This window comes from Pseudomonas sp. FeN3W (genome assembly GCA_030263805.2).
GTDB lineage: Bacteria > Pseudomonadota > Gammaproteobacteria > Pseudomonadales > Pseudomonadaceae > Stutzerimonas > Stutzerimonas stutzeri_G.
In genome coordinates, this window is sequence record CP136010.1 from 2,210,065 (window position 1) to 2,236,240 (window position 26,176).

The 26,176-nt window shown below is 65.4% G+C and carries 26 protein-coding genes and 1 pseudogene; 25 read left to right on the forward strand and 2 right to left on the reverse strand.

Going from position 1 to position 26,176, the window contains the following annotated elements:
• Positions 1–4: 4 nt before the first annotated feature.
• A complete protein-coding gene (locus P5704_010575; GenBank protein WOF80873.1) occupies positions 5–1,534 on the reverse strand; it encodes a 3-hydroxyacyl-CoA dehydrogenase in 1,530 nt (509 codons plus the stop codon).
• Positions 1,535–1,536: 2 nt separating this feature from the next.
• Positions 1,537–2,322 carry an enoyl-CoA hydratase gene (locus P5704_010580; GenBank protein WOF80874.1) on the reverse strand — a complete coding sequence of 262 codons (786 nt, stop codon included), beginning with the start codon at positions 2,320–2,322 and terminating at the stop codon, positions 1,537–1,539.
• A 249-nt stretch (positions 2,323–2,571) separates the two neighbouring features.
• Here P5704_010580 and P5704_010585 point away from each other — a divergent pair, with 249 nt between their 5' ends.
• The 25 genes and pseudogenes from P5704_010585 (at position 2,572) to P5704_010705 (ending at position 26,173) form a co-directional block, all read left to right on the forward strand.
• Positions 2,572–3,420 carry an IclR family transcriptional regulator gene (locus P5704_010585; protein ID WOF80875.1) on the forward strand — a complete coding sequence of 283 codons (849 nt, stop codon included), beginning with the start codon at positions 2,572–2,574 and terminating at the stop codon, positions 3,418–3,420.
• Between the two features lie 65 nt (positions 3,421–3,485).
• Positions 3,486–4,640 (forward strand): acyl-CoA dehydrogenase family protein, encoded by a 1,155-nt coding sequence (locus P5704_010590; protein WOF80876.1) that lies wholly within the window; start codon positions 3,486–3,488, stop codon positions 4,638–4,640.
• Positions 4,641–5,104: 464 nt separating this feature from the next.
• Complete coding sequence (locus tag P5704_010595) at positions 5,105–6,895, forward strand: SLC13 family permease (protein WOF80877.1); 1,791 nt, start codon at positions 5,105–5,107, stop codon at positions 6,893–6,895.
• 93 nt (positions 6,896–6,988) lie between these two features.
• Complete coding sequence (locus tag P5704_010600) at positions 6,989–8,266, forward strand: bifunctional O-acetylhomoserine aminocarboxypropyltransferase/cysteine synthase (protein WOF80878.1); 1,278 nt, start codon at positions 6,989–6,991, stop codon at positions 8,264–8,266.
• A 62-nt stretch (positions 8,267–8,328) separates the two neighbouring features.
• Positions 8,329–8,766, forward strand: a complete 438-nt coding sequence (gene trxC, locus P5704_010605) for a thioredoxin TrxC (protein ID WOF80879.1) — start codon at positions 8,329–8,331, stop codon at positions 8,764–8,766.
• Positions 8,767–8,961: 195 nt separating this feature from the next.
• On the forward strand, positions 8,962–9,684 hold the full coding sequence (locus P5704_010610) for a beta-ketoacyl synthase chain length factor (protein WOF80880.1): 723 nt from the start codon (positions 8,962–8,964) through the stop codon (positions 9,682–9,684).
• Positions 9,660–10,469: a 1-acyl-sn-glycerol-3-phosphate acyltransferase gene (locus P5704_010615; GenBank protein ID WOF80881.1), complete on the forward strand. Its 810-nt coding sequence runs from the start codon at positions 9,660–9,662 to the stop codon at positions 10,467–10,469. Before P5704_010610 ends, P5704_010615 begins: the two co-directional genes overlap by 25 nt.
• Positions 10,447–10,713 carry a phosphopantetheine-binding protein gene (locus P5704_010620; protein WOF80882.1) on the forward strand — a complete coding sequence of 89 codons (267 nt, stop codon included), beginning with the start codon at positions 10,447–10,449 and terminating at the stop codon, positions 10,711–10,713. The genes P5704_010615 and P5704_010620 overlap by 23 nt, the downstream gene beginning before the upstream one ends.
• A 12-nt stretch (positions 10,714–10,725) precedes the next feature.
• Positions 10,726–10,983, forward strand: coding sequence for an acyl carrier protein (locus tag P5704_010625; protein WOF80883.1), 258 nt, complete (start codon positions 10,726–10,728; stop codon positions 10,981–10,983).
• A gap of 66 nt (positions 10,984–11,049) precedes the next feature.
• Positions 11,050–11,625 carry a hypothetical protein gene (locus P5704_010630; GenBank protein ID WOF80884.1) on the forward strand — a complete coding sequence of 192 codons (576 nt, stop codon included), beginning with the start codon at positions 11,050–11,052 and terminating at the stop codon, positions 11,623–11,625.
• Positions 11,622–13,298, forward strand: coding sequence for an AMP-binding protein (locus tag P5704_010635; protein WOF80885.1), 1,677 nt, complete (start codon positions 11,622–11,624; stop codon positions 13,296–13,298). The genes P5704_010630 and P5704_010635 overlap by 4 nt, the downstream gene beginning before the upstream one ends.
• A 56-nt stretch (positions 13,299–13,354) precedes the next feature.
• Complete coding sequence (locus tag P5704_010640) at positions 13,355–14,107, forward strand: glycosyltransferase family 2 protein (GenBank protein WOF81207.1); 753 nt, start codon at positions 13,355–13,357, stop codon at positions 14,105–14,107.
• The gene (locus tag P5704_010645; protein WOF80886.1) at positions 14,104–15,048 is read left to right on the forward strand and encodes a glycosyl transferase; all 945 of its coding nucleotides are present in this window, start codon (positions 14,104–14,106) and stop codon (positions 15,046–15,048) included. Before P5704_010640 ends, P5704_010645 begins: the two co-directional genes overlap by 4 nt.
• Positions 15,041–16,581 (forward strand): annotated as a pseudogene (locus P5704_010650) (aromatic amino acid ammonia-lyase). The gene P5704_010645 and the pseudogene P5704_010650 overlap by 8 nt, the downstream one beginning before the upstream one ends.
• On the forward strand, positions 16,574–16,999 hold the full coding sequence (locus tag P5704_010655) for an acyl-CoA thioesterase (GenBank protein ID WOF80887.1): 426 nt from the start codon (positions 16,574–16,576) through the stop codon (positions 16,997–16,999). Before P5704_010650 ends, P5704_010655 begins: the two are co-directional and overlap by 8 nt.
• Positions 16,996–17,607, forward strand: a complete 612-nt coding sequence (locus P5704_010660) for an outer membrane lipoprotein carrier protein LolA (protein ID WOF80888.1) — start codon at positions 16,996–16,998, stop codon at positions 17,605–17,607. Before P5704_010655 ends, P5704_010660 begins: the two co-directional genes overlap by 4 nt.
• Positions 17,608–17,611: 4 nt before the next feature.
• On the forward strand, positions 17,612–19,945 hold the full coding sequence (locus tag P5704_010665) for an MMPL family transporter (GenBank protein ID WOF80889.1): 2,334 nt from the start codon (positions 17,612–17,614) through the stop codon (positions 19,943–19,945).
• Complete coding sequence (locus tag P5704_010670) at positions 19,932–21,182, forward strand: NAD(P)/FAD-dependent oxidoreductase (GenBank protein ID WOF80890.1); 1,251 nt, start codon at positions 19,932–19,934, stop codon at positions 21,180–21,182. The genes P5704_010665 and P5704_010670 overlap by 14 nt, the downstream gene beginning before the upstream one ends.
• 10 nt (positions 21,183–21,192) lie before the next feature.
• The gene (locus P5704_010675) at positions 21,193–21,702 is read left to right on the forward strand and encodes a DUF3261 domain-containing protein (protein ID WOF80891.1); all 510 of its coding nucleotides are present in this window, start codon (positions 21,193–21,195) and stop codon (positions 21,700–21,702) included.
• Positions 21,699–22,895, forward strand: coding sequence for a beta-ketoacyl-[acyl-carrier-protein] synthase family protein (locus P5704_010680; protein ID WOF80892.1), 1,197 nt, complete (start codon positions 21,699–21,701; stop codon positions 22,893–22,895). The genes P5704_010675 and P5704_010680 overlap by 4 nt, the downstream gene beginning before the upstream one ends.
• Entirely contained in the window at positions 22,892–23,344 is a 453-nt protein-coding gene (locus tag P5704_010685) for a hotdog family protein (GenBank protein ID WOF80893.1), read from the forward strand. Before P5704_010680 ends, P5704_010685 begins: the two co-directional genes overlap by 4 nt.
• Entirely contained in the window at positions 23,341–24,069 is a 729-nt protein-coding gene (gene fabG, locus P5704_010690; protein ID WOF80894.1) for a 3-oxoacyl-ACP reductase FabG, read from the forward strand. The genes P5704_010685 and fabG overlap by 4 nt, the downstream gene beginning before the upstream one ends.
• A complete protein-coding gene (locus tag P5704_010695; protein WOF80895.1) occupies positions 24,069–25,301 on the forward strand; it encodes a beta-ketoacyl-ACP synthase in 1,233 nt (410 codons plus the stop codon). Before fabG ends, P5704_010695 begins: the two co-directional genes overlap by 1 nt.
• A gap of 31 nt (positions 25,302–25,332) precedes the next feature.
• The gene (locus P5704_010700) at positions 25,333–25,773 is read left to right on the forward strand and encodes an excinuclease (protein ID WOF80896.1); all 441 of its coding nucleotides are present in this window, start codon (positions 25,333–25,335) and stop codon (positions 25,771–25,773) included.
• A 115-nt stretch (positions 25,774–25,888) separates the two neighbouring features.
• Positions 25,889–26,173: a hypothetical protein gene (locus P5704_010705; GenBank protein WOF80897.1), complete on the forward strand. Its 285-nt coding sequence runs from the start codon at positions 25,889–25,891 to the stop codon at positions 26,171–26,173.
• Positions 26,174–26,176 lie beyond the last annotated feature (3 nt).

Below are 26,176 nucleotides of genomic sequence, written 5' to 3' on the forward strand. Positions count from 1 at the left end.
GCGGTTAAACGGCGGACGGCTCATCCAGGCGCAACGACAGCTCCAGCTGGGCACGACGACGCAGCCAGGGGCTCGGGCGGTAACGCGGGTCGTTGGTCACGCTCACCATCCGCTCGAGTATGGTCAGCAGGCGACGTGGATCGAGGCTGTCGCCCCAGGCCAGGGGACCCTGCGGGTAACCCAGGCCCAGGCGCACGGCCTGGTCAATGTCCTCGGGGCTGGCGATCCGCTGCTGAGCGATGTCGCAGGCCAGGTTGACCACCATGGCCAGCACGCGCTGGGCCACGAAGCCTACGCTGTCGCGGATCACGCTGACGCCCACACCATCGCGGGCGAACAGGGCATGGGCGGCAGCGCGCATTTCCGGACGGGTGGCTGGGGTCATCATCAGCGTGCGATGGCGAGACAGGTCGGTCAGCAAGTCGATGCACAGGGTGCGCGCTGCATCCACGCCGAAGCGCCCGGCGGCGGTGGTGGCGTCATAGCCGTAGGGGGCGATCAGGCACAGCGCCTGCTCGGAGGGATGCTCACCCGTCTCCACCTGCGCACCCAGCTGGTCGAGCAGCTCGACCAGCTTCTGCCGGTCGTTCGCGTTTTCGGTGGCGACCCACACCGGCGGCAACTGCTCGACGCTCGGCACCGGTTGCGGTTGCGGCGCATCGACCATCTGGCCGTTCTGATAGCGGTAGAAGCCCTGCCCCACCTTGCGACCCACGCGACCGGCCACCAGCATCTGGCGGGTCAGCGGCGACGGCGTGTAGCGCGGGTCGTGGTAGAACTGGTTGTAGATGGATTCCATCACCGGATGGGAAACGTCCAGCGCGGTGAGGTCGAACAGCTCCAGCGGGCCCATGCGGAAACCGGCGCCCTCGCGCAAGATGCGGTCCACCTCGCCTTGCTGGGCGACACCCTCGCCGAGGATCTTCAGGGCTTCGGTGCCGTAGGCACGGCCGGCGTGGTTGACGATGAAACCGGGAGTGTCCTTGGCGCGCACACCGGTGTGCCCCATGCGCCGGGCCAGCTCCAGTAGGGCATTACTGACGGCCGGAACAGTGGCGATGCCGTCGATGACTTCCACCACCCTCATCAACGGAACGGGGTTGAAGAAGTGAAAGCCGGCGACCCGCTGCGGATGCCGGCAGGCGGTGGCGATGGCGCTCACCGACAGCGACGAGGTGTTGGTCGCCAGGATGCACTCGGCGTCGACGATGCCTTCCAGCTGGGTCAGCAGGCCGCGCTTCGCATCCAGATTCTCGACGATGGCTTCCACCACCATGTCGCATCCCGAGAGTTCTTCGATGGTGGCGACCGGCTTGAGCAGCGCCAGGGCGGCGTCGACGGCGTCCTGGGCGATCTTGCCTTTGGCAACCAGCTTGCCGAGGGTTGCGCCGAGGTTGTCGCGAGCGTCCCTGGCCGCGCCTTCGCGGGCATCGTACAGACGCACTTGCACGCCAGCCTGTGCCGCGATCTGGGCGATACCGGCGCCCATTACTCCAGTGCCGACCAGCCCCATGATGTTGATCGAGCGAGCCATGCCTATTCTCCGCGGTAGGTGGGTTTGCGCTTCTCGAAGAAGGCGGCGGCGCCTTCCTTCTGATCGGCGGAATCGAACAGCAGCTGGAACGCCTTGCGCTCCAGGGTCAGTGCGCTGTCCAGCGGCAGGTCGGCGCCGGCCAGCATCACTTCCTTGATCTGTTGCACCGCCAGCGGCGGCAGCGCGGCGATTTCGCCGGCCAGGGCCAGGACGCGCCCGTGGGTCTGGTCGTCCGGCACCACTTCGCTGACCATGCCAATGGCCAATGCCTCTGGCGCCTTGACCATGCAGCCGGTCAAGGCGATGCGCATGGCCTGGAACTTGCCGACCGCGCGAATCAGGCGCTGGGTACCACCGGCGCCCGGCATCAGGCCGAGCTTGACTTCCGGCTGGGCGAAGCAGGCTGACTCGCCGGCCACGATGATGTCGCAGTGCATCGCCAGTTCGCAGCCGCCGCCTAGGGCGAAGCCGTTGACGGCGGCGATGACCGGCTTCGGGCAGCGGGCAATCGGCTCCCATAGCAGCTCGGAGTGACGGCCATACATCTCGATCGGCGAGGCGCTGGCGAATTCCCTGATGTCCGCCCCCGCCACGAAGAACTGCTCACCCCCGGTAAGCACGACGGCGCGAATGTCGTCGCGCCGGGCGAGCGCGCGGAAGTGCTCGGCCAGCTGATGGCGAACGGCCGCATTGAGCGCGTTCTTGGCGTCGGGGCGGTTGATACGCACGAGAGCGACACCGTCGGCCGGGTACTCCAGCAGCACGACTGGATCGATTGGTTGACTCATTTCGGCTCCGGTTTGATCATGCAGCAATGTCCGCTATGCGAAATCCCATTCCACACTTTGACCGAATAATAAGTTCCAATTTCGTTTTTTGTAAATGTCACTTCTTGTCGATACGTCGTTATTCTCAGCAAAGGCCCACTGCACGGGCCTTTGAGAAACAAAAAACTTTCCGTATGTCGCAGTTGCCGAATGTCCGCTATGCGGAATAGAATTTCGAAAACTTGATTTTATGAAAATGGAGGCTCTACCATGCAACGCAAGATCAAGGATCGGTCCCCTGACAAGGACGCAGCTTCGGAGATCGAACGGGTACTGATCGATCCGATGTCGACCCTCGATGAGGAGGAAAAGGACCGCCAGTTCGTCACCGCTCTAGCCCGGGGCCTGGAGTTGCTGCGCTGCTTCAACCCGCGTGAAAGCGTGCTGAGCAATCAGGAGCTGGCCCGCAAGGCCAACCTGCCGCGGCCGACCGTCAGCCGGTTGACTTACACGCTGACGCGCCTGGGCTATCTGAAGCAGTTGCCCCAGGGCAAATACCAGCTGGATGTCGGTGTGATGTCGTTCGGCTACGGGATGCTCTCCAACCTGTCGATTCGGGCTGTGGCGCATCCGCTGATGGAACAGTTGGCCAACCACGCCAATGCGGCGGTGGCGATGGCGGCTCGGGACCGGCTACAGATGGTTTACCTGGACGTCGTGCACGGTCAGGGCAACCTCACGATGCGGCGCCAGGTGGGTACCCATCTGCCCCTGCATCTGAGCTCGGCGGGACGTGCATGCCTGGCCGGCCTGCCGGAAAGCGAATGCGATTTTCTGCTGGACCACGTCCGGACCCGGCATGCGGAGGACTGGCCAAAGATCCGCAAGAGCCTGGAAAAGGCCTTCCGTGACTACGCCGACTATGGCTATTGCCTGTCGATCGGCGAATGGCACCGGGATGTGAATGCGGTTGCCGTGCCCATGGTGCATGCGCAGCACGGGCTGCTGGTTTTTAACTGCGGCGGCCCGAGTTTCCAGCTCTCGCGCGAAAAGCTGGAAGAGGACATCGGACCGCGACTGGTCCACATGGTTAGCAACATCGAGGCCAGCACCCGCTGATGGAGATGCGGGTCGTGCCTCGACGACATGACGCGTCCGACCATCGGCCCCCCCGAGGAGCACACATGATCCGCGATCCGGAAACGCTGCAAATCCTGCTGGATTCCATCCGCCAGTTCGTCAACGAAGCGCTGATCCCGCGCGAAAACGAGGTCGCCGAAACCGACTCGATGCCGACGGACATCGTCGAGCAAATGAAGGAAATGGGCCTGTTCGGCCTGACCATACCGGAGGAATTCGGCGGTCTGGGCGTGACCATGGAAGAGGAAGTGAACATCGCTTTCGAACTGGGCCGCACGTCCCCGGCGTTCCGCTCCTATATCGGCACCAACAACGGCATTGGCTCCATCGGCATCCTGCTCGACGGCACCGAGGAGCAGAAGGCCAGGTACCTGCCCAAACTGGCTGCCGGCGAGTTCCTCAGCTCTTTCTGCCTGACCGAGCCGGACTCCGGCTCCGATGCCGCCTCCCTGAAGACCACTGCCGTGCGCGACGGTGAGTTCTACGTCATCAACGGCACCAAGCGTTTCATCACCAACGCACCGCAAGCCGGAATCTTCACCGTGATGGCTCGAACCAACCGTGAAATCAAGGGCGCCGGTGGCATCAGCTCGTTCATCGTCGAGGCCGACACGCCTGGTGTCACCGTCGGCAAGCGCGACCACAAGATGGGCCAGAAAGGCGCCCACACCGCCGACGTGATTTTCGAGAACGTCCGCGTGCCGGCCGGGAACCTGATCGGCGGCAAGGAAGGCGTCGGCTTCAAGACCGCCATGAAGGTGCTCGACAAAGGCCGTCTGCATATCGCCGCGCTCTCCGTCGGCGCCGCCGAACGCATGCTCGCCGACTCGCTGCAGTACGCCATCGAACGCAAGCAGTTCGGCCAGCCCATCGCCGAGTTCCAGCTGATCCAGGGCATGCTGGCCGACAGCAAGGCCGAGATCTACGCCGCCCGCTGCATGGTGCTGGACGCCGCGCGCAAGCGCGACGAAGGCCTGAACGTGAGCACCGAAGCCTCCTGCGCCAAGATGTTCGCCACCGAGATGTGCGGTCGCGTGGCCGACCGAGGCGTGCAGATCCACGGCGGCGCCGGCTATGTCAGCGAATATGCCATCGAGCGCTTCTATCGCGACGTGCGGCTGTTCCGCCTGTACGAGGGCACGACCCAGATCCAGCAGGTGATCATCGCCCGCAACATGATCCGCGAAGCACAGCGCTGACAGACGAGCCTGTCTCAGCCTGGGCTGGTGGCCAGCCGCGCCGCAATGAAGCCAACGACGGCTTCGATTTTCGGCAGCGGCTGGCGGACCACGGAACGCCGAACCTCAGCAGGCCCTGAATAGCCATCCCACAACGGGACAAGACGTCGCCGTTCGCTGGTTCCGCCACTTGAAGTCCGCCAGGCACGCAACGTCCTGCCGCACCTCGCCCCTTAGGTAGCGGATCGAGCGCCCTTCTGACGGCAATCTGCGGCCAGTCCAGGTTCACCTGTTTGTCACCGCCAAACAACGGCCAACAGCCTCAAACCGCTGCGCTGTAGAAGCCGGCCAGAGCCCTCGCCTTTAATAACCATAATGAATATAAACATCAGAAAAGGTTTCTGGACTCTCTAAGCTGACGTCTCTATCTTGCGCCGCGGGCCCGTTGTTCCGACGTGCCTCAGTCGCCACCCTTAAGGACGTCCATGCTTCCAGAATCGCTGTCGCTGTTGTTCGTCTGCGCTTTGCTGCTCTGGGTATTGGTGGCGTTCGTGAGGGAGAGCTGGAGTCCCGATATCGTCGTGGCGATCGCCGTGGCGGTGCTGCTGGCAACGCAGTTGCTGACACCTGGTGAGGTGCTGGGCGTACTGTCCAACTCGGCGCCTGTCACCATTGCCTGCATGTTCATCATCTCGGCGGCGCTGGAGCGAACCGGATGCATCGATGCGCTGGGCAACTGGCTGGGTAATCTGGTGGGCACCAGCCCTGCACGAGTCTTGTTCGGCCTGACGATCACCGCGCTGGTGATTTCCGCCTGCCTGAACAATACGCCGGTGGTGGCAATCCTCACGCCGGTGGCGATTTCCCTGGCCAAGCGTGCCGGCACAACCCCCTCGAAACTGCTGATTCCACTGTCGTACGCGACGATTCTCGGCGGCACGCTGACCATGATCGGCACCTCGACCAACATCCTCGTCGACGGTGTGGCGCGCAAGGCCGGCCTTGCGCCCTTCGGCATGTTCGAGATCACCGCGGCGGGACTGATCTTGGCCGCAGCCGGCATGCTCTATTTGCTGACCATCGGCAAGCATCTGCTGCCGGAACGCGACACCCTGTCCAAGCTGCTCGGCCCACGCCTTGATCGCAACTTCATGACCGAGCTGCGTGTGCCGCTGAACTCGCCGGTGATCGGCAAGACCATCGCCGAGGCCAACCTAAACGGCGGCAGCGGGCTGCAGGTTCTGCAGGTGAATCGCAACGCGCAGCTGTTCAGCCGTCCGGAACATGACTTCACCCTGACCGCCGGCGACCTACTGATGATCCATGGCCAGGTCAAGGACGTGGTGGAGCTGCGTGAGAGCGGTCACCTCACCTTCAACCGCGGTGACGCCTTCGAGACCATCAGCAGCGAAGACGTGATCCTCGCCGAGGCCATCGTCGGTCGCGGCTCGCGCTACAGCCATCGCCCGATGCGCGATCTCGACCTGTCTGCCCGCTACGGCATCAGCGTGCTGGCTGTGCACCGGCAGGACGAGAACATTCAGGGCAATTTCGACGATTTCCAGCTGCAGTTCGGCGACGTGATGCTGGTCGAGGGCACGCCTGCGCAGATCAAGCGGTTCGCCGACAACGGTGAGCTGATCAGCCTCAACGCCGTGCAGGAGCGAGCGTTCCGCCGCGACAAGGCGCCGATCGCAATCATCGCCACCCTGGCAGTCATGCTGTTGGCAGCCTTTGGCGCGATGCCTATCGAAGGCCTGGCGATCATTGGCGCGGCTACGGTGCTGGCGACGCGCTGCCTGGACGTCGAGGACGCCTACAAGGCCGTCGACTGGAAGATTCTCAGCCTGATCTTCGGCATGTTGGCGATCAGCATCGCCATGGACAAGGTGGGCCTGGTACAGCTTATCGTCCAGAACGTCACCACATTCACGCCCTGGGCCGGCCCGCTGTTCATGCTGTCGTTCATCTACCTGCTGACCTCACTGCTGACTGAGATGCTGTCGAACAATGCAGTGGCGGTGCTGATCACCCCGATCGCCATCGGTCTCGCGCAGCACCTGGGCGTGGATCCGCGAGCGTTCGTCGTCGCGGTGATGTTCGCCGCCAGCGCCAGCTTTGCCACACCGATCGGCTATCAGACCAACACATTCGTCTACAACGCCGGTGGCTATCGCTTCACCGACTTCCTCAAGGTCGGCATACCGTTGAACCTGCTGCTATGGGGCGTGGCGACGCTGGTGATTCCGCTGTTCTGGCCGCTCGCGCCGCTCTGACGACAAGGCTTGCCCTGGATCATTGACCGTCCAGGCGTTCAGTTTCATGCTCTCGGACCTTTGCCCCCGACGAACAAGAACAAGGAGCGCGCCATGAAACTGGAAACCCTCGCCATCCACGCAGGCTACAGCCCGGACCCGACTACCAAGGCCGTGGCGGTACCGATCTACCAGACCACCTCCTACGCCTTCGACGACACCCAGCATGGCGCCGACCTGTTCGACTTGAAGGTGCCGGGCAACATCTATACACGCATCATGAATCCCACCACCGACGTGCTCGAGCAGCGCGTCGCGGCACTGGAAGGCGGGGTGGCCGCGCTGGCCGTTGCCTCGGGCATGGCGGCGATCACCTACGCCATTCAGACCATCGCCGAAGTCGGCGACAACATCGTCTCGGTGGCCAAGCTCTATGGCGGCACTTACAACCTGTTCGCCCATACCCTGCCGCGTCAGGGCATCGAGGTGCGCTTCGCCGCCCACGACGACATCGCCGCCCTGGAAGCGCTGATCGACGAGCGCACCAAGGCGGTGTTCTGCGAATCCATCGGTAACCCGGCCGGCAACATCATCGACCTCGCCGCCCTGGCCGAAGCCGCGCACCGCCATGGCGTGCCGCTGATCGTCGATAATACCGTCGCCACGCCAATACTCTGCCGGCCGTTCGAGCACGGCGCAGACATCGTCGTACATTCGCTGACCAAGTACATGGGCGGCCACGGCACCAGCATCGGCGGCATCGTCGTCGACTCCGGCAAGTTTCCCTGGGCGCAGCACAGGGAGCGCTTCGCCCTGCTGAACACGCCCGATGTCTCCTATCACGGCGTCACCTACACCGAAGCGTTCGGCCCCGCCGCGTTCATCGGCCGCTGCCGCGTGGTACCGCTGCGCAACATGGGCGCAGCGATTTCACCCTTCAACTCGTTCCTGATCCTGCAGGGGCTGGAAACCCTGGCCCTGCGCATGGAACGGCACTGCGAGAACGCGCTGAAGGTCGCCGAGTTCCTGCAGGCTCATCCGCAAGTGGCCTGGGTCAAATACGCCGGACTGCCCGATCATCCCGAGCACGAACTGGCCCGCCGCTACCTGGGCGGCATGCCGGCGTCGATCCTCTGCTTCGGCATCGAGGGCGGTATGGAAGCCGGCGCGCGCTTTATCGACGCGCTCAAGCTGGTGGTACGCCTGGTGAACATCGGCGACGCCAAGTCCCTGGCCTGCCATCCGGCCAGCACCACGCACCGTCAGCTGAATGCCGAGGAACTGGCCCGCGCCGGTGTGTCGCAGGATCTCATCCGGCTGTCCATCGGCATCGAGCATATCGACGACATCCTCGCCGATCTGGCCCAGGCGCTGAGCGCGTCCAAGGGCTGACCCGCGCTTGATATCCGCCGCCGAGGCTCCACATTAACGGCATACCGCCGTGGAGCCTCGTCATGACCGAATCCCTGATCGTCCCCTGCGCGCACTGCGCCAGCCTCAATCGCATCCCCGCGGACCGACTGCACGACGCAGCGCGCTGCGGTCGCTGCAAGGCAGAGGCGCTGCCGAACACGCCTTTCGATCTGCAACAGAACCAGTTCGCCAACCAGATCAAGGGCGACCTGCCGCTATTGGTGGATGTCTGGGCCAGTTGGTGCGGGCCCTGCCGCAGCTTCGCCCCGACCTTTGCGCAGGCCGCCAATCAGCTCCAGGGCCGCTGTCGTCTGGCCAAGCTCGACAGTGAGGCCAACACTCAGCTGTCGGCGCAACTTGGCATCCGCTCGATTCCCAGCCTGATCCTGTTCCGCAACGGCCGTGAAGTCGCCCGGCAGAGCGGCGCCATGCCGTTGCCGCAGCTGATGGCATGGCTGGCGCAGCACGGCATCAGCTGATCACGGTGGGTTGCGCGGATAGTCGCCCAGGTGACGAACTCCGCATCAATCGCGACCTCCTATCAGGATATGTATCGCAATGTTTGCGTAGCGTTCATGGCACTTGGATAATGCCCGCACTTTTCGAGCGGCACTTCCAATGCAAGCAATACACGGACGTCTGCACGCTGGCCTCGCTACGAGAGCTGCGCGAGCATGAGCGCTATATGCTTCGACATCGACCAATGGCAGGCCTGGGCTCCGGGCCGCGCCTGCCAGGCCGACTGGGCGCGCTGGGCGAACGCCAGCCAGTGGCCGGACGATCCCGAGGCGCAGCCGGATGTGTCCTTTCTGCCGGCGATGCAGCGTCGCCGCCTGAGTCGCCTGGCGCGGATGGTGTTCGCCGTCACCCAGCCACTTACCGAAGGCCGCCCCCCGATGCCGCTGGTGTACGCCTCGCGCCATGGGGAAACCACCCGCAATTTCGCCCTGCTCAGCGATCTGGCTAACGCACAGCCGCTCTCGCCAACCCAGTTCAGCCTGTCCGTACACAATGCGATCGTCGGGCTCTGGTCGATCTTCCAGGGCGACTCCAGCGAAATGACCGCGATCGCAGCAGAGGGCGATGGCCTGGAACACGCAGTGCTCGAAGCTGCCCTGCTGCTGAACGAAGGCGCGCCCGCCGTACTGCTGGTGATAGCCGAAGAATCACCTCCCGAGGCCTACCGCCCCTGGATAGACGACCGCAGCATCCCCTATGCACTGGCGCTACGACTGACCGCCGGCGACAGCTGGCAACTGCAACTGCAGCCCACCGATGAAAGCCCGTTGCAACCGCAAGTCCATGCTCTGCAACTGATCCGTGCTCTGCTCCACGACCATGCCCAATTCACGCATCACTGGAAGACGCGCAAATGGAACTGGCAGCGGACTCGCTGAAGCGGCCCAACACGCCGTGGCTGTGGCGGCTCATCGCCACCGGCCTGTTGTTCGTCCTGTTTGGCATCGGTGGTCTGTGCCTACGGCTGATCATATTCCCGCTGCTTTCGCTGCTTCCGGGTGATGCCGCCATCCAACGTCGCCGTGCGCGGCAGACGGTGAGCAGGCTGTTCTGGCTGTTCGTGCAATTCATGTACCGCAGCGGCGTACTGACCTATGAAGTCGAAGGCGCCGAGCGGCTGGGACGTCCTGGCCAGCTGATCATCGCCAATCACCCGTCGTTGATCGATGTGGTCGTGCTGATCGCGCTGATCCGCGACGCCAACTGCGTGGTCAAACAAAGCCTGTGGGACAACCCCTTCACCCGAGGCCCGATCCGCGCCTCGCAGTACATCAGCAACAACGGCAGCGCCGAAATGCTCGACGAAGCCGCCGAGGCCCTGCAGCAAGGTCAGACCCTGATCATCTTTCCCGAAGGCACCCGCACCGTGCCCGGACAGCCGCCGCAATTTCACCGCGGCGCAGCGGCCATCGCCCTGCGCGGCGCAAGGCTGGTGACGCCGGTTGTCATCAGCGTGACGCCAACCACGCTGACCAAGGCCGAACCCTGGTATCGCATTCCGTCACGGCGTTTTCACTTCCATCTGCGCGTGGGTAGCGACATCGACCCGCAGGCGTTCGCCGCCCAAGGCGCTGCACCGATCGCTTCGCGGCGACTGAATGACCATCTGCACCGACACTTCATAAAGGAGCTCGCACTCGATGAGCCAACAACTACAACGTGAAATCAAGCAACTGATCATCGACGCACTGGGCCTGGAAGACCTCGGCCTGGACGATATCGCCGCCGATCAGCCACTGTTCGGCGAAGGCCTCGGGCTAGACTCGGTCGACGCCCTGGAACTGGGTCTGGCGATCCAGAAGCGCTTCGGCATCAAGATCGATGCGGACGCCAAGGACACCCGCAAGCATTTCGCTAGCGTCGACAGCCTGGCGGCCTTCGTCAGCGCCAACCGCGCCATCGCCTGAGGAGCATCTCCCGTGAACAGCCGCAACGAGATTTTCCAGACCCTGCGTGACGCCCTGGTCGAACTGTTCGAGCTCGAACCCGAGCGCATCACCCTCGAAGCCAACCTGTATCAGGACCTGGAGATCGACAGCATCGACGCCGTCGACCTGATCGACCACATCAAGCGCCAGACCGGCAAGAAGATCGCCGCGGAAGAATTCAAAGCCGTGCGCACCGTGGGCGATGTAGTCGAGGCGGTCTACCGCCTGACCAATGCGGAGACAGCCTGACCGGCGCGAGCGACGTCACCACAGGTGTGACGCGCAGCGTATCCAAGGCATTTCCGGACTTTTCTGATGCTGACATCTCTTTCCAAGATTCCGCCCGGCGTGACGCGGATGGCAGGTTTCGTGCTGCTCTTGATCGGGCTGGCGTATCCCTTTGCCGTCTATTTCGGTATCGAGCACCTCTCGCCGCGGATCTTCGCGGCGCTACTAGGAGCGCTCTGGCTGACCCGCTTGCTGAGTGACGGCGGTGCCGCGAGCCGCTGGACGGCCGGCACCGCGCTGCTGTTCTGCCTGCTGCTCGGGCTGCTCGACAACGCCGCCCTGCTGCGCTGGTATCCGCTGCTGATCAACGCGGCCATGCTGATACTGTTCGCCAGCAGCCTGTTCAGCGGAATGCCGGTGATCGAGCGCCTGGCGCGACTGCAGGAGCCGGACCTGGCGGAAGCCGGCGTGCGCTATACGCGGCAGGTGACCAGGGTCTGGGTGGTTTTTTTCATCTTCAACGGCACCATCGCCGCCGCCCTGACGCTGTGGGCGCCGCTGGTCTGGTGGACGCTGTACAACGGACTGATCGCCTATCTGTTGATGGGCCTGCTGTTCGCCGGCGAGTGGCTGGTGCGTCAGCGTGTCAGGAGTCGTCCGTGAACTGGATTGGGCTGTGCGAACTGCTGGTTCGAAGCGCGCCGCGTCCGGCAACCGACGCCCCCACGCTTGCGCTCGACCAGCTGCAGCAGGAGGCGCTGCGCCTTGCCGGCGGCTTGCAGGAGCGCGGCGTGCGGACCATCGCCGTGCACCTGGAAGACGCCGGGCAGCTGGCTGTCGCCCTGTTTGGTGCCTGGCGCGCCGGGGTGCGCGTGATGTTGCCTGCCGACTTGCAGCCGGCCAGCCGGGCACGGCTAAGCCCGCTGGCGGAGCTCTGGCTGACTGATCAGGCTGGCGACACAGCCCTCACCGATCTGCAGACGGCCCCTCTTGCCGCGGCCGAGCTCGACTGCGAGCTGCTCGGCCTGACGCTCTGCACGTCGGGCTCCAGCGGCGAGCCCAAGCTGATCGACAAGCGCCTGCATCAGCTCGCCAACGAAGTCGAAGCACTGGAGGCCCTGTGGGGGGCAGACCTTGGCGATTCCGCGGTGATCGGTAGCGTCGCCACGCAGCACATCTACGGGCTGCTGTTTCGGGTGCTCTGGCCACTCTGTGCTGGCCGCCCTTTTCTGCGCCGTGCCCTGCCGTTCGCCGAAGACATGCAACGGGCCAGCCGTGAGCAGCGCTCGTTCTGCTGGGTCGCCAGCCCTGCACTGCTCAAGCGCATGGGCGACAACCTCGACTGGCCGGCATTGCGTCAGGTGTGCCGGGTGTTCTCCTCCGGCGGCCCGCTGCCAACCGAAGCCGGCAAGTTGCTGCAACAGCGCCTTGGCCAGTGGCCTACGGAAATATATGGCAGCTCGGAAACCGGCGGCATCGCCTGGCGTCAGGGAGGCGAACTCTGGCAGCCGCTGCCGGGCGTCGAGCTCGATCAGAACGAACAGGGTGCGCTGCGCGTGGCCTCCCCCTGGCTCGCCAGCGGGCACGTTGAACAGACCGCCGACGGCGCCGAGCTGCACGCCGATGGTCGTTTCGCCCTGCGCGGCCGGCTGGACCGCATCGTCAAGCTGGAAGAAAAGCGCATCTCGCTGCCGATGCTGGAACGTGCGCTGGCCGAACATCCGTTCGTCAGCGAAGCGCGCCTGGGGGTGATTCACGACAACCGGGCCTATCTAGGCGCGCTTGTGGCGCTGAGCGATGCAGGGGTGTTCGCACTACGCAATCAGGGGCGCCGCAGTGTCACCCAGGCCTTGCGTAAACAGCTGAGCGCCCATTGCGAGGCGCTGGCCCTGCCGCGCCGCTGGCGGCTGGTGCGCGAGCTACCGGTCAATCCTCAGGGCAAACTGCCCCAGGCCGAACTCGACGCCCAGCTCCTGACGCCGCGCCCGCGCAAACCGGAACGCCTGCAGCAGCAATGGCAAGACGACCACTGGCGGATCGAGCTGCGCGTGCCGCTCGATCTGGTGCACTTCAGCGGCCATTTCCCGCGTACACCGGTACTGCCTGGCGTCGTCCAGGTCGAGTGGGCGATGGACCTCGCGCGCGAATTGATCGACGACTTGCCGCCACGTTTCGGCGGCATGGAAGTGTTGAAATTCCAGCAGCTCGCCAGGCCCGGCGACCGGTTGCTGCTGAACCTGCGATTCGATCGGGAGCGCGGCAAGCTGTACTTCACCTATCACAACGATGACAAGCCCTGCTCGTCCGGGCGCATTCTGCTGGGAGCGCAGCCATGACCACCTTGAACGAGCTGCCACCCCTAGCGGCTGCAACCGCGGCGGCTCGCCCTCCCATGCAGTCGGAAGACGACTGGTTCAAGCCCTGCGCGGTGGTCCCGGTCTACAACCACGAGCGCAGCCTGCCCGCGGTGGTCGCCGCTCTGCATGCCGCGGATCTGCCCTGCGTACTGGTGGACGACGGTTCCAGCTCTGCCGCAGCAGCAGTCATCGCCAAGCTGGCGGAGCCGGCCGGCGTCTTCCTGCTCCGCCATGAGCGCAACCAAGGCAAGGGCGGCGCGGTGATCAGCGGTCTGCGCGAAGCACGGCGCCTGGGCTTCAGTCATGCGCTGCAAGTCGACGCCGACGGCCAGCACGACCTGTCCGGCGTCGAGCTGTTCCTCGATCGCGCCAGCCAGGCCCCGGACGCGCTGATCTGTGGCTATCCGCACTATGACTCCAGCGTGCCCAAAGGCCGCCTGTACGCCCGTTACCTCACACACGTATGGGTCTGGATCAACACGCTGTCGCTGTCGATTCGCGACTCCATGTGCGGCTTTCGCGTCTACCCGCTGGAGCCGACGTTGGCGTTGATCGACAGCGTGCGCCTGGGTCGGCGCATGGACTTCGACACCGAAATCCTGGTTCGCCTGCACTGGCAGCAGCAGCCGATGGTCTGGCTGCCGACGCGAGTGCATTATCCAGCCGACGGCATCTCGCATTTCCGCCTGTGGCTGGACAATGCGCTGATCTCCGCCATGCATGCCCGACTGTTCTTCGGCATGCTGCTGCGCGCGCCGAAACTGCTCGCCCGGCGCCTGCAGCGATGAGCGAAACACCGATGCCCTCGCACTGGGCCGCGCAGCGCGAGCGCGGCAGTTTCGCGCTGATGCGCATGACCGCCTGGGCGGTACGGGTACTTGGTCGACGCACCATGGCGCCGCTGCTGTATCTGATCGTGCTGTATTTCTACCTGTTCGGCCGCAGCGCCCGGAACAGTGCGCGCCAGTACCAAGGCAATCTGGCACGTTGGAGCGGCCGCGCCGAATTGCAGCCAAGCACTCGCTCGGTCTATTGCCAGTTCATGAGTTTCGCCGAAGCGCTGCTGGACAAGCTCGATGTCTGGAGCGGGCGCGTCGGTCGGGAACGCCTGGTGATCCACGATCCGGCCAACCTGCACGCCAGCCTCGCCGGACCGCGCGGTCAGCTGCTGGTCGGCTCGCACCTGGGCAACCTGGAGATCTGCCGGGCACTGGCGGAAATCAGCGGCGAGGTACGGATGAACGTGCTGGTGCACACCCGTCACGCCGAACAGTTCAATCGCCTGCTGGATCAGTCCGGTGCCGACAACCTGCGGCTGATCCAGGTCAGCGAACTGGACCCGGCGACCATGCTGCAGCTGTCCCAGCGTCTGGAGCGCGGCGAGTGGCTGGCCATCGCCGGCGACCGCGTGCCGCTGCACGGCGGGCGCACCGCCATGGCCGACTTCCTCGGCCAGCCGGCAGCCTTTCCCCAGGGACCCTGGCTGCTCGCCGGCCTGCTGGAATGCCCGGTGAATCTGCTGTTCTGTCTCAAACAGGACGAACGCTTCCATGTGCATCTGGAGCCCTTCGCCGAACGCATCCGCTGGCGCCGCGCCGACCGCGACGCGGTGATCGCGCAGGCAGTGCAGCACTACGCCGATCGCGTCGCCGCACGCTGCCTGGAGGCGCCGCTGCAATGGTTCAACTTCTATCCCTTCTGGAACACACAGGACCCGCGTCGTGACTGAGCCCGTGATCTTTGGCGAAAACCTTCTGCGCATCGAGGACGTGCTGGCCGTGGCGCAGCGCCGTGCGCCGGCACGACTGCAGGCGGACGAAGTCTTTCGCAGCCGCATCGCCCGCGGCGCGCAGTTTCTCGACACCCTGCTGGACCGCGAAGGCGTGATCTATGGCGTCACCACCGGCTATGGCGATTCCTGCGTGGTAGCGGTGCCACTGCATCAGGTCGAAGCGCTGCCGCAGCACCTGTTCACCTTTCATGGTTGCGGCCTGGGCAAGCTGCTGGACGCCGAAGCCACCCGCGCCGTGCTCGCCGCTCGCCTGCGTTCGCTGACCCACGGCATGTCCGGCGTGCGCATCAAGCTGCTGGAGCGCATGCAGGCATTTCTCGAACACGACGTGCTGCCGCTGATTCCTGAGGAAGGTTCGGTCGGTGCCAGCGGCGACCTGACCCCGCTGTCCTATGTCGCTGCAGCGCTCGCCGGCGAGCGTGAGGTGCTGTATCGCGGTGAACGCCGCAGCGCCGCCGAAGTGCATCGCCAGCTCGGCTGGACGCCGCTGACCCTGCGCCCCAAGGAGGCGCTGGCGCTGATGAACGGCACCGCGGTGATGACCGGCCTCGCCTGCCTGGCCTACGCCCGTGCCGATTACCTGCTGCAGCTGGCGACCCGTATCACCGCGCTGAACGTGATCGCCCTGCAGGGCAATCCGGAGCACTTCGACGAGCGCCTGTTCGCCGCCAAACCGCATCCCGGCCAGGCCCAGGCCGCCGCCTGGATTCGCCAGGACCTGGCCATCGATGCGCCCGCTGCGCCGCTGCATCGATTGCAGGACCGCTACTCCATCCGCTGCGCGCCACATGTGCTCGGCGTGCTGGCCGACAGCCTGGGCCTGCTGCGCCAGTTCATCGAGACCGAACTGAACAGCGCCAACGACAACCCGATCATCGATGCCGACAACGAGCGCGTGCTGCACGGCGGGCATTTCTATGGCGGGCATATCGCCTTCGCCATGGACAGCCTGAAGAACCTGGTGGCCAACGTCGCCGACCTCCTCGACCGCCAGCTCGCGCTGCTGGTGGACACGCGCTACAACCACGGCCTGCCGAGCAACCTCTCCGGTGCGCCGGCCGCCACCGCGATGATCAACCACGGTTTCAAGGCAGTGCAGATCGGCGCCAGCGCCTGGACCGCCGAAGCGCTGAAGCGCTGAAGAACAGCATGCCGGCCAGCGTCTTCTCGCGCTCCACCGAATGCCACAACCAGGACAAGGTGAGCATGGGCACCATCGCCGCGCGCGATGCGCTGCGCAGCCTGGAACTGAGCGAGCAGGTCGCCGCGGCCACGCTGCTCGCCGCCCAGCAGGGCGTCTGGCTGCGCCAGCGCCAGGAAGACGCACGCCCACTGCCCGCACCACTGGCGGCCATGCACAGCGAACTGGCGGAGACCTTCCCGCCGCTGATCGAAGACCGGGCGCTGGAAGACGAACTGCGCCTATGTCTCACGCAGATCCGCAACCGACACTGGAGTCTTTATGCGTAAGGATGGCGTACTACAGGCCGAGGCCGAGATCCTCGTGCCGTTCTTCGATGTCGACTCGATGGACGTGGTCTGGCACGGCCACTACGTCAAATACTTCGAAGTCGCCCGTTGCGCCCTGCTCGAACGCATCGGCCACGGCTACGTGCAGATGCGCGAAGCCGGCTATGCCTGGCCGATCATCGACATGCAGCTGCGCTACATGCGCGGCGCCCGCTTCAACCAGCGCATCGTCGTACGTGCCGACCTGGTGGAGTGGGAGAACCGCCTGAAGATCAACTACCTGATCCGCGATGCCGAAACCGGCGAGCGCATGACCCGCGGCAGCAGCGTGCAGGTCGCCGTGGAGATCGCCAGCCGCGAGATGCTGCTGGCCTCGCCACGGATCTTCGTCGAGGCGGTGGAGCGCGCGCTGGCATGACGCCGACCGTCAAGAAATGGCTGACCACCATCGCCCTGCTGATGGCGGCCAACCTGGCCACGGCGCAGACTTTCGACCTGCCACAACTTGCCGAACAGCTGAGCGGGCCGGCCGTGGTGCGTGGCGACTTCATTCAGGAAAAGCACCTGCGTGCCCTGCCGCAGCCGCTGACCAGCCAGGGCCAATTCGTTCTCGCCCGCGACCACGGCCTGCTCTGGCTGTTGCAGCAGCCGATCCGCCAGGACTATCGCATCAGCGCGCTAGGCATCGCACGACGCAGCGAGCAGGGCTGGCAAGCGCTCGACCCGCAAGGCAGTTCGGCCCGGCAGAACCAGCTGTTCCTCGCCGTGCTGAGCGGCGACACCCAAGCCCTGCAGCGCGACTTCGACCTGCAGCTGAACGGCGACCCCGACGCGTGGCGTCTGCAGCTGACCCCTCGCGGCGCACTGCTCCGTCAGGTCTTCGAGACCATCGAGATCGAAGGCAGCGACACGGTTACGCGGATCGAACTGCGCGAGGTGCAGGGCGACCGCACCGTGCTGCGCCTGCTCGATAGCCGGCTCGACGACACCCTCACGGCCCGCGAGCAACGCGATCTTGCCGACTGAGCGCATGCAGCCTCGCCGCTGGCCGGCCGCGCTGTTCTGCGTGGCGCTGTTCGGCCTGCTGGCGCTGAGCGCCTGGCAATGGCGCGACGGCCCGCCGCTGAGCGCCAACCTGCTGCAATTGCTGCCCAGCGACAGCCATGACGCGCTCGAGCAGCTGGCAACCGAACGCATGCAGGAACCCCTCAGGCGCGATCTGATGCTGCTCGTCCGCCACGCCGACGAGCGACAGGCCCGGCGCTTGGCCGCACGCCTTACCACCGAACTGCGCGGCAGCGGCCTGTTCGCCCAGGTGCGCGACACGCTGCAGGCCGATCTGCCGGCCGTCGCGCGCCAGCTGCGCGAGCAGTCCCTCGGCCTGCTCGCGAATGCCGATCGCCAGCAGCTTGTCGAGCATCCCGAGTCGTTCATCCAGCAGCGCATCGAGCGCCTCTACGACCCCTTCGCCGCCAGCCCGCTGCCGCTCGAGCAGGACTGGTTCGGCCTCGCCGGCCTGACCCTGCAACGGTTGCCGCAGCTGGGCAACGTTCGCGCCGAGAGCGACGGTAGCCTGGTCGCCGAACATGCCGGTCAGCGCTGGCTGGTGATACACGCGCGTGCGCAGGGCGATGCCTTCGACGAGGGTATGCCACCACAGGTGGCAGCCCTCGTCGAACGGGCCCGAGGCGATATCGAAGCAGCGGGGGGCGAGCTGCTGAGTGCCGGCGGTGTGCTGCATGCCGCCCATGGCCAACGCACGGCCCGCGCCGAAGCAAGCCTGATCGGCAGCCTGTCGCTGGGTACCACCCTGCTGCTGTTGCTCTGGCTGTTCCGCACGCCACGCATCCTGCTCGCCGCCGTGCCGGTGCTGGTCGGCGCGCTGGCGGGGACCGCCGCCTGCGTCGCATTGTTCGGCCAGATGCACGTGCTGACCTTGGTGCTCGGCGCCAGCCTGATCGGCGTCAGCCTGGATTTCCCGCTGCACTTCCTGTCCAAGAGCTGGACGCTGCAACCCTGGCACAGCCGGCGCGCGCTGCATCTGATCCTGCCGGGACTGGCACTGGCCCTGTTCACCAACCTCATCGGCTATCTGGCGCTGGCCTTCACGCCCTTCCCGGCATTGACCCAGGTGGCGGTGTTCTCTGCGGTCGGCTTGCTCGGCGCCTTTCTCTGCACCACCTGCCTGTTGCCTGTGCTGTTCGGCGGCGACCTGACCCCGTGGCCGCGCCCGCTGGGCTGGGCGCAGCGCTGGCTGCAGCTGCGCCAGGCGTTGTTGGCGCGCATCGCCACGCCCTGGCTGCTGGCTGGCCTCGGGCTGTTTTGCCTTGGCGGCGTGCTGCAACTGTCGTTCAAGGACGATCTGCGCCAGTGGGTCAGCAACGCACCCGAATTGCAGCGACAGGCCGAGCGCATCGCTGCGATCACCGGCTTCCAGCCCACCAGCCAGTACTTCCTGGTGCGAGGGGACAATGCCGACACCCTGCTCGAGCGTCAGGCGGAGCTCAGCCGTCGCCTGGACGCTCTGCAGACCGAGCAGCGGCTGGGTGGTTACCTCGCCTTGAGCCAGTTGCTTGCACCGGCATCCGAGCAGGCGCAGCTGCGCGCCGCTCTGCCGCAACTGCTCACCGCCAGCCAGCCGCTGACGGCGCTTGGCGTCGACGTCGACACCCTGCGGGCCGAGATCGAGCGTCTGCAGACGCAACCGCCAGTGACCATCGAGGCGGCGCTGGCCGGTCCGCTCGGCGAAGCCTGGCGGGCGCTCTGGCTCGGCAAAACGCGTGATGGCGTGGCGGGACTGATCAGTCTGCAGGGGCTGCGCGACAGCATAGCGCTGGCAGCCATCGCCAACGATGTGCCCGGCACGACACTGGTCGATCAACCCGCCAGGCTCAACCAGCTGTTCGCCGCGACCAAACTGCAGGCCGCCGAACTCAAGGTGCTGGCCAGTCTGCTGATCTTCGTCCTGCTCTGCCTGCCGTTCGGCGCCGCCGGCGCCTTGCGCTGCATTGCGGTGCCGTTGCTGGCGGCGCTGGCAAGTCTGGCCAGCCTCGGCTGGCTGGGTCAGCCGCTGACCCTATTCGGCCTGTTCGGCCTGCTGCTGATCACGGCGATCGGCGTCGATTACGCGATCCTCATGCGCGAGCGGGTCGGCGGTGTTGCAGCCAGTCTGGTCGGCACGCTGCTGGCAGTCACCACCACCTGGCTGTCGTTCGGCCTGCTGGCCGTGTCCAGCACGCCGGCCGTGAGCAACTTCGGCCTCACCGTCAGCCTCGGACTGGCGTTCAGTTTCTTCCTGGCCCCCTGGGCCACCATCGAGCAAGCCCCACCACCGCATGCAGGGAGGCCCTATGGCGCCGCTTGAGTCGCAACACCGTGAAGTCGTGATCATCGGCGCCGGGCCGTCCGGCGCCATCGCCGGCGCGCTGCTCAAGCGCAAGGGCCACGATGTATTGATCATCGAGCGCCAGCGCTTTCCGCGCTTCTCCATCGGCGAGAGCCTGCTATCACACTGCCTGGACTTCATCGAGGAAGCCGGCATGCTCGATGCGGTGCGCGCGGCGGGCTTCCAGACCAAGCACGGCGCGGCCTTCGGCTGGGGCGAGCGCTACACCGATTTCGACTTCCGCGACAAGTTCACCACCGGCCACGGCAGTACCTACCAGGTCCAACGCGCCGACTTCGACAAGCTGCTGGCCGACCAGGCCGAGCTGCAGGGCGTGGAGATTCGCTACGAGGAGGAAGTCAGCGCGGTGGATTTCAGCAACGAACGGCCCTGGCTGCAGATTCGCCGGGGCAACGGCAGCCAGTACCGCGTCGACGCCGCCTTCGTGCTCGATGCCAGCGGCTACGGTCGTGTGCTGCCGCAGTTGCTGGATCTGGAAGCGCCATCGGGCTTCCCGGTACGCCGGGCGATCTTCACCCACATCGAGGATCGTATCGACGATCCGCGCTTCGACCGCGAGAAGATCCTCATCACCACCCATCCCGAACTGCGCGATGTCTGGTACTGGACCATCCCGTTCAGCAACGGCCGCTGCTCGCTGGGCGTGGTCGCCAGCGCCGAGCGCTACGAAGGCCGGCCAGTGAACCTGGATGCCTGCCTGCGTGAGTTCGCTCTGGAAGCGCCGAATCTCAAGCGCATCCTCAAGAACGCCGTATGGGACACGCCGGCACGACTGATCGGCGGTTACTCGGCCAACGTCAAAAGCCTGCATGGTCCGGGCTTCGCCCTGCTTGGCAATGCCGCCGAGTTCCTCGACCCGGTATTCTCCTCCGGCGTGACCATCGCCATGCGCTCGGCACACATGGCCGCAGCCGTATTGCACCGCCAGCTGAGCGGCGAAACGGTGGACTGGGAGACCGAGTTCGCCACCCCGCTCAAGCGTGGGGTCGATACCTTCCGGACCTACGTGGAGGGTTGGTACGATTGCAGCTTCCAGGACGTGATCTACTACGAACACGCCCAGCCGGAGATCCGCCGGATGATCAGCTCGATCCTCGCCGGCTATGCCTGGGACGAAAAGAACCCCTATGTCGCCGACCCCAAACGCCGCCTGCGCGTACTGGCCGAACTCTGCTCGGCGGGTACCGGTGCCTGAGCGGATTGAAATGAGGCGACTGCTGCTCGGCCTGTGCCTAGTGCTGCTGGCGGGCTGCGCGGCACGCGCACCGCTGCCGGCAACCACGCCGGCACTGGAGGTGCCACTGCAGCTGCATGTCCGGCGCCTGGGTAGCGAGCCGGCGGATTGGTTACTGGTGATCCAGCGCGAAGCAGCCGCACTGCGCTGGTCGCTGCTCGATCCGCTGGGCATCCCGCTCGCGCGGCAGCAACTGCGCGATGGCGACTGGCACGCCGATGGACTGCTACGACCCAATCCGGAGGCGCGCGAACTGTTCGCCGCGCTGCTGTTCGCCTTGACCAGGCGCGACCAGCTGGCCGCGTTGTATGGCGGCGAAGCGGAGCAGCATGACCCCACTGAACGACAGCTGCGCCAGGCTGGCAGCGTACGCTGGCAGGTGCGCTATCGATCCGCACAGAGCTTCGAACTCGACGTGGCGCCGGGTCTGACCTATGGTGTCGCCCCCTTGCCCGACACCACCGGAAACCAGCACCGATGACCGCCTACCTCAACGCCCTCGGCGTGATCTGTGCGCTCGGCAACGGCAAGGCCGAGGTCGCCGCGCGCCTGTTCGCCGGCGATGCCTCGGGCATGCAGGTCCATCCGCAGCCCGTGGCCGGCCGGCGACTGCCGGTGGGCGCGGTCCGCTGCGCACTGCCGGCGTTGCCCGACGACGATCCGCGGCATGCCACGCGCAACAATCAGCTGTTGCTGGCTGCCGCGCAGGAGATCGAAAGCGATATCCGCAAGGCCATCGCCCGTTACGGCCAGAGTCGTATCGGCGTGGTGCTGGGCACCAGCACTACGGGCATTCAGGAAGCCTCGCAGGGCATCGCCGGGTTGCTACGCGAGGGGTCGTTTCCGCCCGGCTACCATTACGCGCATCAGGAACTGGCGGCACCGGCGAGCTTTCTGGGTGAATGGCTGCAACTGGCCGGCCCCTGCTACTCGATCTCCACGGCCTGTACCTCGAGCGCCCGCGCGCTGCTCAGCGCCAAGCGCCTGCTCGACGCCGGCCTCTGCGATGCAGTGCTGTGTGGTGGTGTGGATTGCCTGAGCGATCTCACGCTGCAGGGCTTTTCTGCGCTGGAAGCCACCAGCGAGACGTTGTGCAACCCGTTCTCGCGCAACCGCAACGGCATCAACATCGGTGAGGCCGCAGTGCTGTTCCTGATGGCCCGCGATACCGACGGCGAAGCCGATATCGCCCTGCTCGGCGGCGGTGCCAGTTCCGACGCTCATCACATCTCCGCGCCCGATCCCGAGGGTCGCGGCGCCCTGAGCGCGATGCGCCAGGCGCTGGCCCGCGCCAGCTGCACACCCGAGCAGATCGCCTACCTCAACCTGCACGGCACCGCCACGCCCCACAACGACGCCATGGAAAGCGCCGCCGTTGCCATGCTGTTTCCCCGTGGCGTGGCCTGCTCCTCGAGCAAGCCGCTGACCGGCCACACCCTCGGTGCGGCCGGGGCGCTGGAGGCGGCGTTCTGCTGGTTGTCGCTATCGCCCTTCAACCCCGATCAGCAGCTACCGCCGCACCGCTGGGATGGCGAGCCCGATCCGGAATTGCCGGCATTGCAGCTGGTAGCAGCGGGTACACGAATGAATCCAACAAGGCCGCGACGAATGATGAGCAATTCCTTCGCCTTCGGTGGCAACAACATCAGCCTGATTCTGGGGGATGCACCGTGATCGACTGGCCCATCGCCGAGCTGCTGCCTCACGCCGGCGACATGATCCTGCTCGACGGCGTCGAGCGTTTCGACGACGACAGTGTGGAAACCGTACTGCAGGTGCGTGCCGATGGCCTGCTCAACGCCGACGACGGCAGCCTGCCGGCCTGGGTCGGCCTGGAGATCATGGCGCAGAGCGTCGCCGCATTCGCCGGCTGCCATGCACGCCAGGCCGGCCAACCGGTGGAACTGGGCTTTCTGCTCGGCACACGTAGCTACCAGTGCAATGTCGAAGCGTTTCCGATCGATGCCGGCCTGCGCGTCCGTGCCCATCGTTCTCTGCAGGACGATAACGGCATGGGTGTCTTCGAATGTCATCTCGACGGGCCCGGCATCCATGCCGAGGCACGTCTGAACGTGTTCCGCCCGCCCGAAGTGGCGAGTTACCTACAAGAGTCTGCCCCATGAGTGAAACCGTCCTCATCACCGGTTCCAGCCGTGGCATCGGCCGCGCCATCGCGCTGCGTCTGGCCCAGGCTGGCCACGACATCGTGCTGCATTGCCGCTCGCGTCGCGACCAGGCCGAAGCGGTCCAGGCCGAGATCCAGGCGATGGGTCGCAGCGTGCGCATCCTGCAGTTCGACATCGCCGACCGCGCCGCCTGTCGGCGTGAGCTGGAAGCCGATGTCGAAGCGCACGGAGCCTACTACGGCGTCGTCTGCAATGCTGGCCTGACCCGCGATGGTGCCTTCCCGGCCCTGACCGACGACGACTGGGACCAGGTACTGCGTACCAATCTGGACGGCTTCTACAACGTGCTGCAGCCGCTGACCATGCCGATGATTCGCCGCCGCCAGCCGGGGCGCATCGTCTGCATCACCTCGGTGTCCGGCCTGATCGGCAACCGCGGCCAGGTCAACTACAGTGCTTCGAAGGCTGGCGTCATCGGGGCGGCAAAGGCTTTGGCGGTGGAGTTGGGCAAGCGCAGGATCACCGTCAACTGCGTTGCACCCGGGCTGATCGATACCGAGATGCTCGATGCCGAACTGCCCATCGAAGAAATGCTGAAGATGGTTCCGGCACAGCGCATGGGCACCCCGGAAGAGGTCGCCGGTGCGGTGAATTTCCTCATGTCCGCCGAGGCGGCGTATATCACCCGGCAGGTCATCGCCGTCAACGGAGGGCTGTGCTGATGAGCGACAGGCGTGTAGTCGTCACCGGCATGTCCGGCATCACCTCGCTGGGCAGTGACTGGGCAAGCATCGAAGCCAATTTCAGCGCCAACCGCAGCGGCATTCGCCGCATGCATGTGTGGGATCGCTTCAGCGAACTGAACACCCGCCTGGCGGGCCCGGTGGACGACTTCGCGGTTCCCGCGCACTGGACGCGCAAGCAGCTGCGCAGTATGGGCCGGGTGTCGCGGCTGTCGGTACTGGCCGCCGAGCGTGCGCTGGCCGATGCCGGCCTGCTGGACGATGCTTCGATCCGTGACGGCCGCATGGGGGTCGCCTGCGGTTCCTCCACCGGCAGCACCGAGGAGATCAAGGCCTTCGGCAACATGCTGCTCAACTCGGTGGCCGAGGGGCTCAATGCCAATTCCTACATTCGCATGATGCCGCACACCACCGCGGCCAACGTCAGCATCTTCTTCGGCCTCACCGGCCGGGTGATCCCCACTTCCAGCGCCTGTACCAGTGGCAGCCAGGGCATCGGCTATGCCTACGAGGCAATCAAGTTCGGCCGCCTGCCACTGATGCTGGCCGGCGGTGCCGAGGAGCTGTGCGCCACCGAGGCCATGGTCTTCGACGCCCTATACGCCACCAGCCTGAAGAACGACGCACCGCATACCTCGCCGCGCCCCTACGACAGCGGACGTGATGGCTTGGTGATCGGCGAAGGCGCTGGCATGCTGGTGCTCGAGGAGCTGGAACATGCCCTGGCCCGCGGTGCGACGATCCACGCCGAGCTGGTCGGCTTCGGCAGCAACGCCGACGGCCAGCACGCCACCAAGCCGGAACAGCTGACCATGCGCCGAGCCATGGAGCTGGCCTTGGAAGATGCCGGACTCGCACCGGCGGCTATCGGCTACGTGAACGGCCATGGCACCGCTACCGAGCAGGGCGACATCGCCGAAACCCAGGCGACCCAAGCGCTGTTCGGCAGCGGCATGCCGATCAGCTCGCAGAAGTCCTATCTCGGCCACACCCTGGGTGCGTGCGGTGCGCTGGAATCCTGGTTCAGCATCGAGATGATGAACCGCAATCGCTACATCCATACGCTCAATCTGGATTCGGTCGACCCGCGCTGCGGCGAGCTCGACTATCTGCAGGGTGCGCCGCGCGTCATGCAGCATGAGTATGTAATGAACAACAATTTCGCCTTTGGCGGGATCAACACCTCGCTGATCTTCCGTCGCTGGACCTGATTTCCACCCACAAACCGCAAGGAAAAAGCCGATGAAAACAACCGCATGGATAGGCACAGCGCTGGCGCTTCTGGTGCTGCCAGGCATCAGCCAGGCTCGTGATACCACCCACTACCTGCCGTTCGACGCCGTTGTCGCCGAAGCCACCCAGGCCGGCCGCCTGGATGGCAGCGTCAAGTTCTACCTGGCCGGCAAGACGCCGGGCAATGCCAAGGTCGTGCGCAGCGGCGTCACCACCAGCAAGAAGACCAATGCATTCAACAAGACCGACGAAGGCGCCTGCAGCTGGGCCCTGCAATCGGCGCTGATCGCCATGCAGCAGTCCGCCAAGGCTGCCGGCGCCAATGCCGTGGTGAACATCGCCAGCAACTACAAGCACGTCGAATACAAGGACAGCGAGAAGTACGAGTGCCATGCCGGCGCCATCATGGCCGGCGTTGCCCTCAAGGGCGATCTGGCCAACGTCAAGTAAGCCTCCCAGCCGATGCGCTGGGAAAGGCATCGGCCCACCGCGGCGACCGCCCGCCGGAACGATTGGCCGCGCCATCGAGTCCACTGAACATCAGTGAACTCAATTGAAGCGCCTCATGTTCGGCAAGTCCTCGCATACCTTCGAAATCAACTACATCTACCAGAACGACCCGCGCGCCGAGACCTGCGACGCGGACAGCCTGTCCCAGGGTGAAGCCGCGCGCCATCTCATCCAATTGCACAATGCCGATGCCGAGAACAGCCTGGTGATGCCGAAAGCCGATGCCGACGAGGCGCGGCTGCTGGAGCAGGCCGAAGTCATGGGCATCACCGATATCCGCGTGACCCGTGTTCCGAAACAGGACAAGGGCGAAACGCCCGCTCATTACAAGCAGCCCTGAACC

Bases quoted from the DNA above. Each gene is read 5' to 3' on its own strand.
- P5704_010705 (WOF80897.1), top strand. From the start codon at position 25,889: ATGTTCGGCAAGTCCTCGCATACCTTCGAAATCAACTACATCTACCAG.
- P5704_010600 (WOF80878.1), top strand. From the start codon at position 6,989: ATGAAACTGGAAACCCTCGCCATCCACGCAGGCTACAGCCCGGACCCG.
- fabG (WOF80894.1), top strand. From the start codon at position 23,341: ATGAGTGAAACCGTCCTCATCACCGGTTCCAGCCGTGGCATCGGCCGC.
- P5704_010655 (WOF80887.1), top strand. From the start codon at position 16,574: ATGCGTAAGGATGGCGTACTACAGGCCGAGGCCGAGATCCTCGTGCCG.
- P5704_010575 (WOF80873.1), bottom strand. From the start codon at position 1,534: ATGGCTCGCTCGATCAACATCATGGGGCTGGTCGGCACTGGAGTAATG.
- P5704_010645 (WOF80886.1), top strand. From the start codon at position 14,104: ATGAGCGAAACACCGATGCCCTCGCACTGGGCCGCGCAGCGCGAGCGC.
- P5704_010640 (WOF81207.1), top strand. From the start codon at position 13,355: ATGCAGTCGGAAGACGACTGGTTCAAGCCCTGCGCGGTGGTCCCGGTC.
- P5704_010590 (WOF80876.1), top strand. From the start codon at position 3,486: ATGATCCGCGATCCGGAAACGCTGCAAATCCTGCTGGATTCCATCCGC.
- P5704_010595 (WOF80877.1), top strand. From the start codon at position 5,105: ATGCTTCCAGAATCGCTGTCGCTGTTGTTCGTCTGCGCTTTGCTGCTC.
- P5704_010700 (WOF80896.1), top strand. From the start codon at position 25,333: ATGAAAACAACCGCATGGATAGGCACAGCGCTGGCGCTTCTGGTGCTG.
- P5704_010610 (WOF80880.1), top strand. From the start codon at position 8,962: ATGAGCGCTATATGCTTCGACATCGACCAATGGCAGGCCTGGGCTCCG.
- P5704_010660 (WOF80888.1), top strand. From the start codon at position 16,996: ATGACGCCGACCGTCAAGAAATGGCTGACCACCATCGCCCTGCTGATG.
- P5704_010675 (WOF80891.1), top strand. From the start codon at position 21,193: ATGAGGCGACTGCTGCTCGGCCTGTGCCTAGTGCTGCTGGCGGGCTGC.
- trxC (WOF80879.1), top strand. From the start codon at position 8,329: ATGACCGAATCCCTGATCGTCCCCTGCGCGCACTGCGCCAGCCTCAAT.
- P5704_010615 (WOF80881.1), top strand. From the start codon at position 9,660: ATGGAACTGGCAGCGGACTCGCTGAAGCGGCCCAACACGCCGTGGCTG.
- P5704_010585 (WOF80875.1), top strand. From the start codon at position 2,572: ATGCAACGCAAGATCAAGGATCGGTCCCCTGACAAGGACGCAGCTTCG.
- P5704_010630 (WOF80884.1), top strand. From the start codon at position 11,050: ATGCTGACATCTCTTTCCAAGATTCCGCCCGGCGTGACGCGGATGGCA.
- P5704_010580 (WOF80874.1), bottom strand. From the start codon at position 2,322: ATGAGTCAACCAATCGATCCAGTCGTGCTGCTGGAGTACCCGGCCGAC.
- P5704_010695 (WOF80895.1), top strand. From the start codon at position 24,069: ATGAGCGACAGGCGTGTAGTCGTCACCGGCATGTCCGGCATCACCTCG.
- P5704_010670 (WOF80890.1), top strand. From the start codon at position 19,932: ATGGCGCCGCTTGAGTCGCAACACCGTGAAGTCGTGATCATCGGCGCC.
- P5704_010665 (WOF80889.1), top strand. From the start codon at position 17,612: ATGCAGCCTCGCCGCTGGCCGGCCGCGCTGTTCTGCGTGGCGCTGTTC.
- P5704_010680 (WOF80892.1), top strand. From the start codon at position 21,699: ATGACCGCCTACCTCAACGCCCTCGGCGTGATCTGTGCGCTCGGCAAC.
- P5704_010620 (WOF80882.1), top strand. From the start codon at position 10,447: ATGAGCCAACAACTACAACGTGAAATCAAGCAACTGATCATCGACGCA.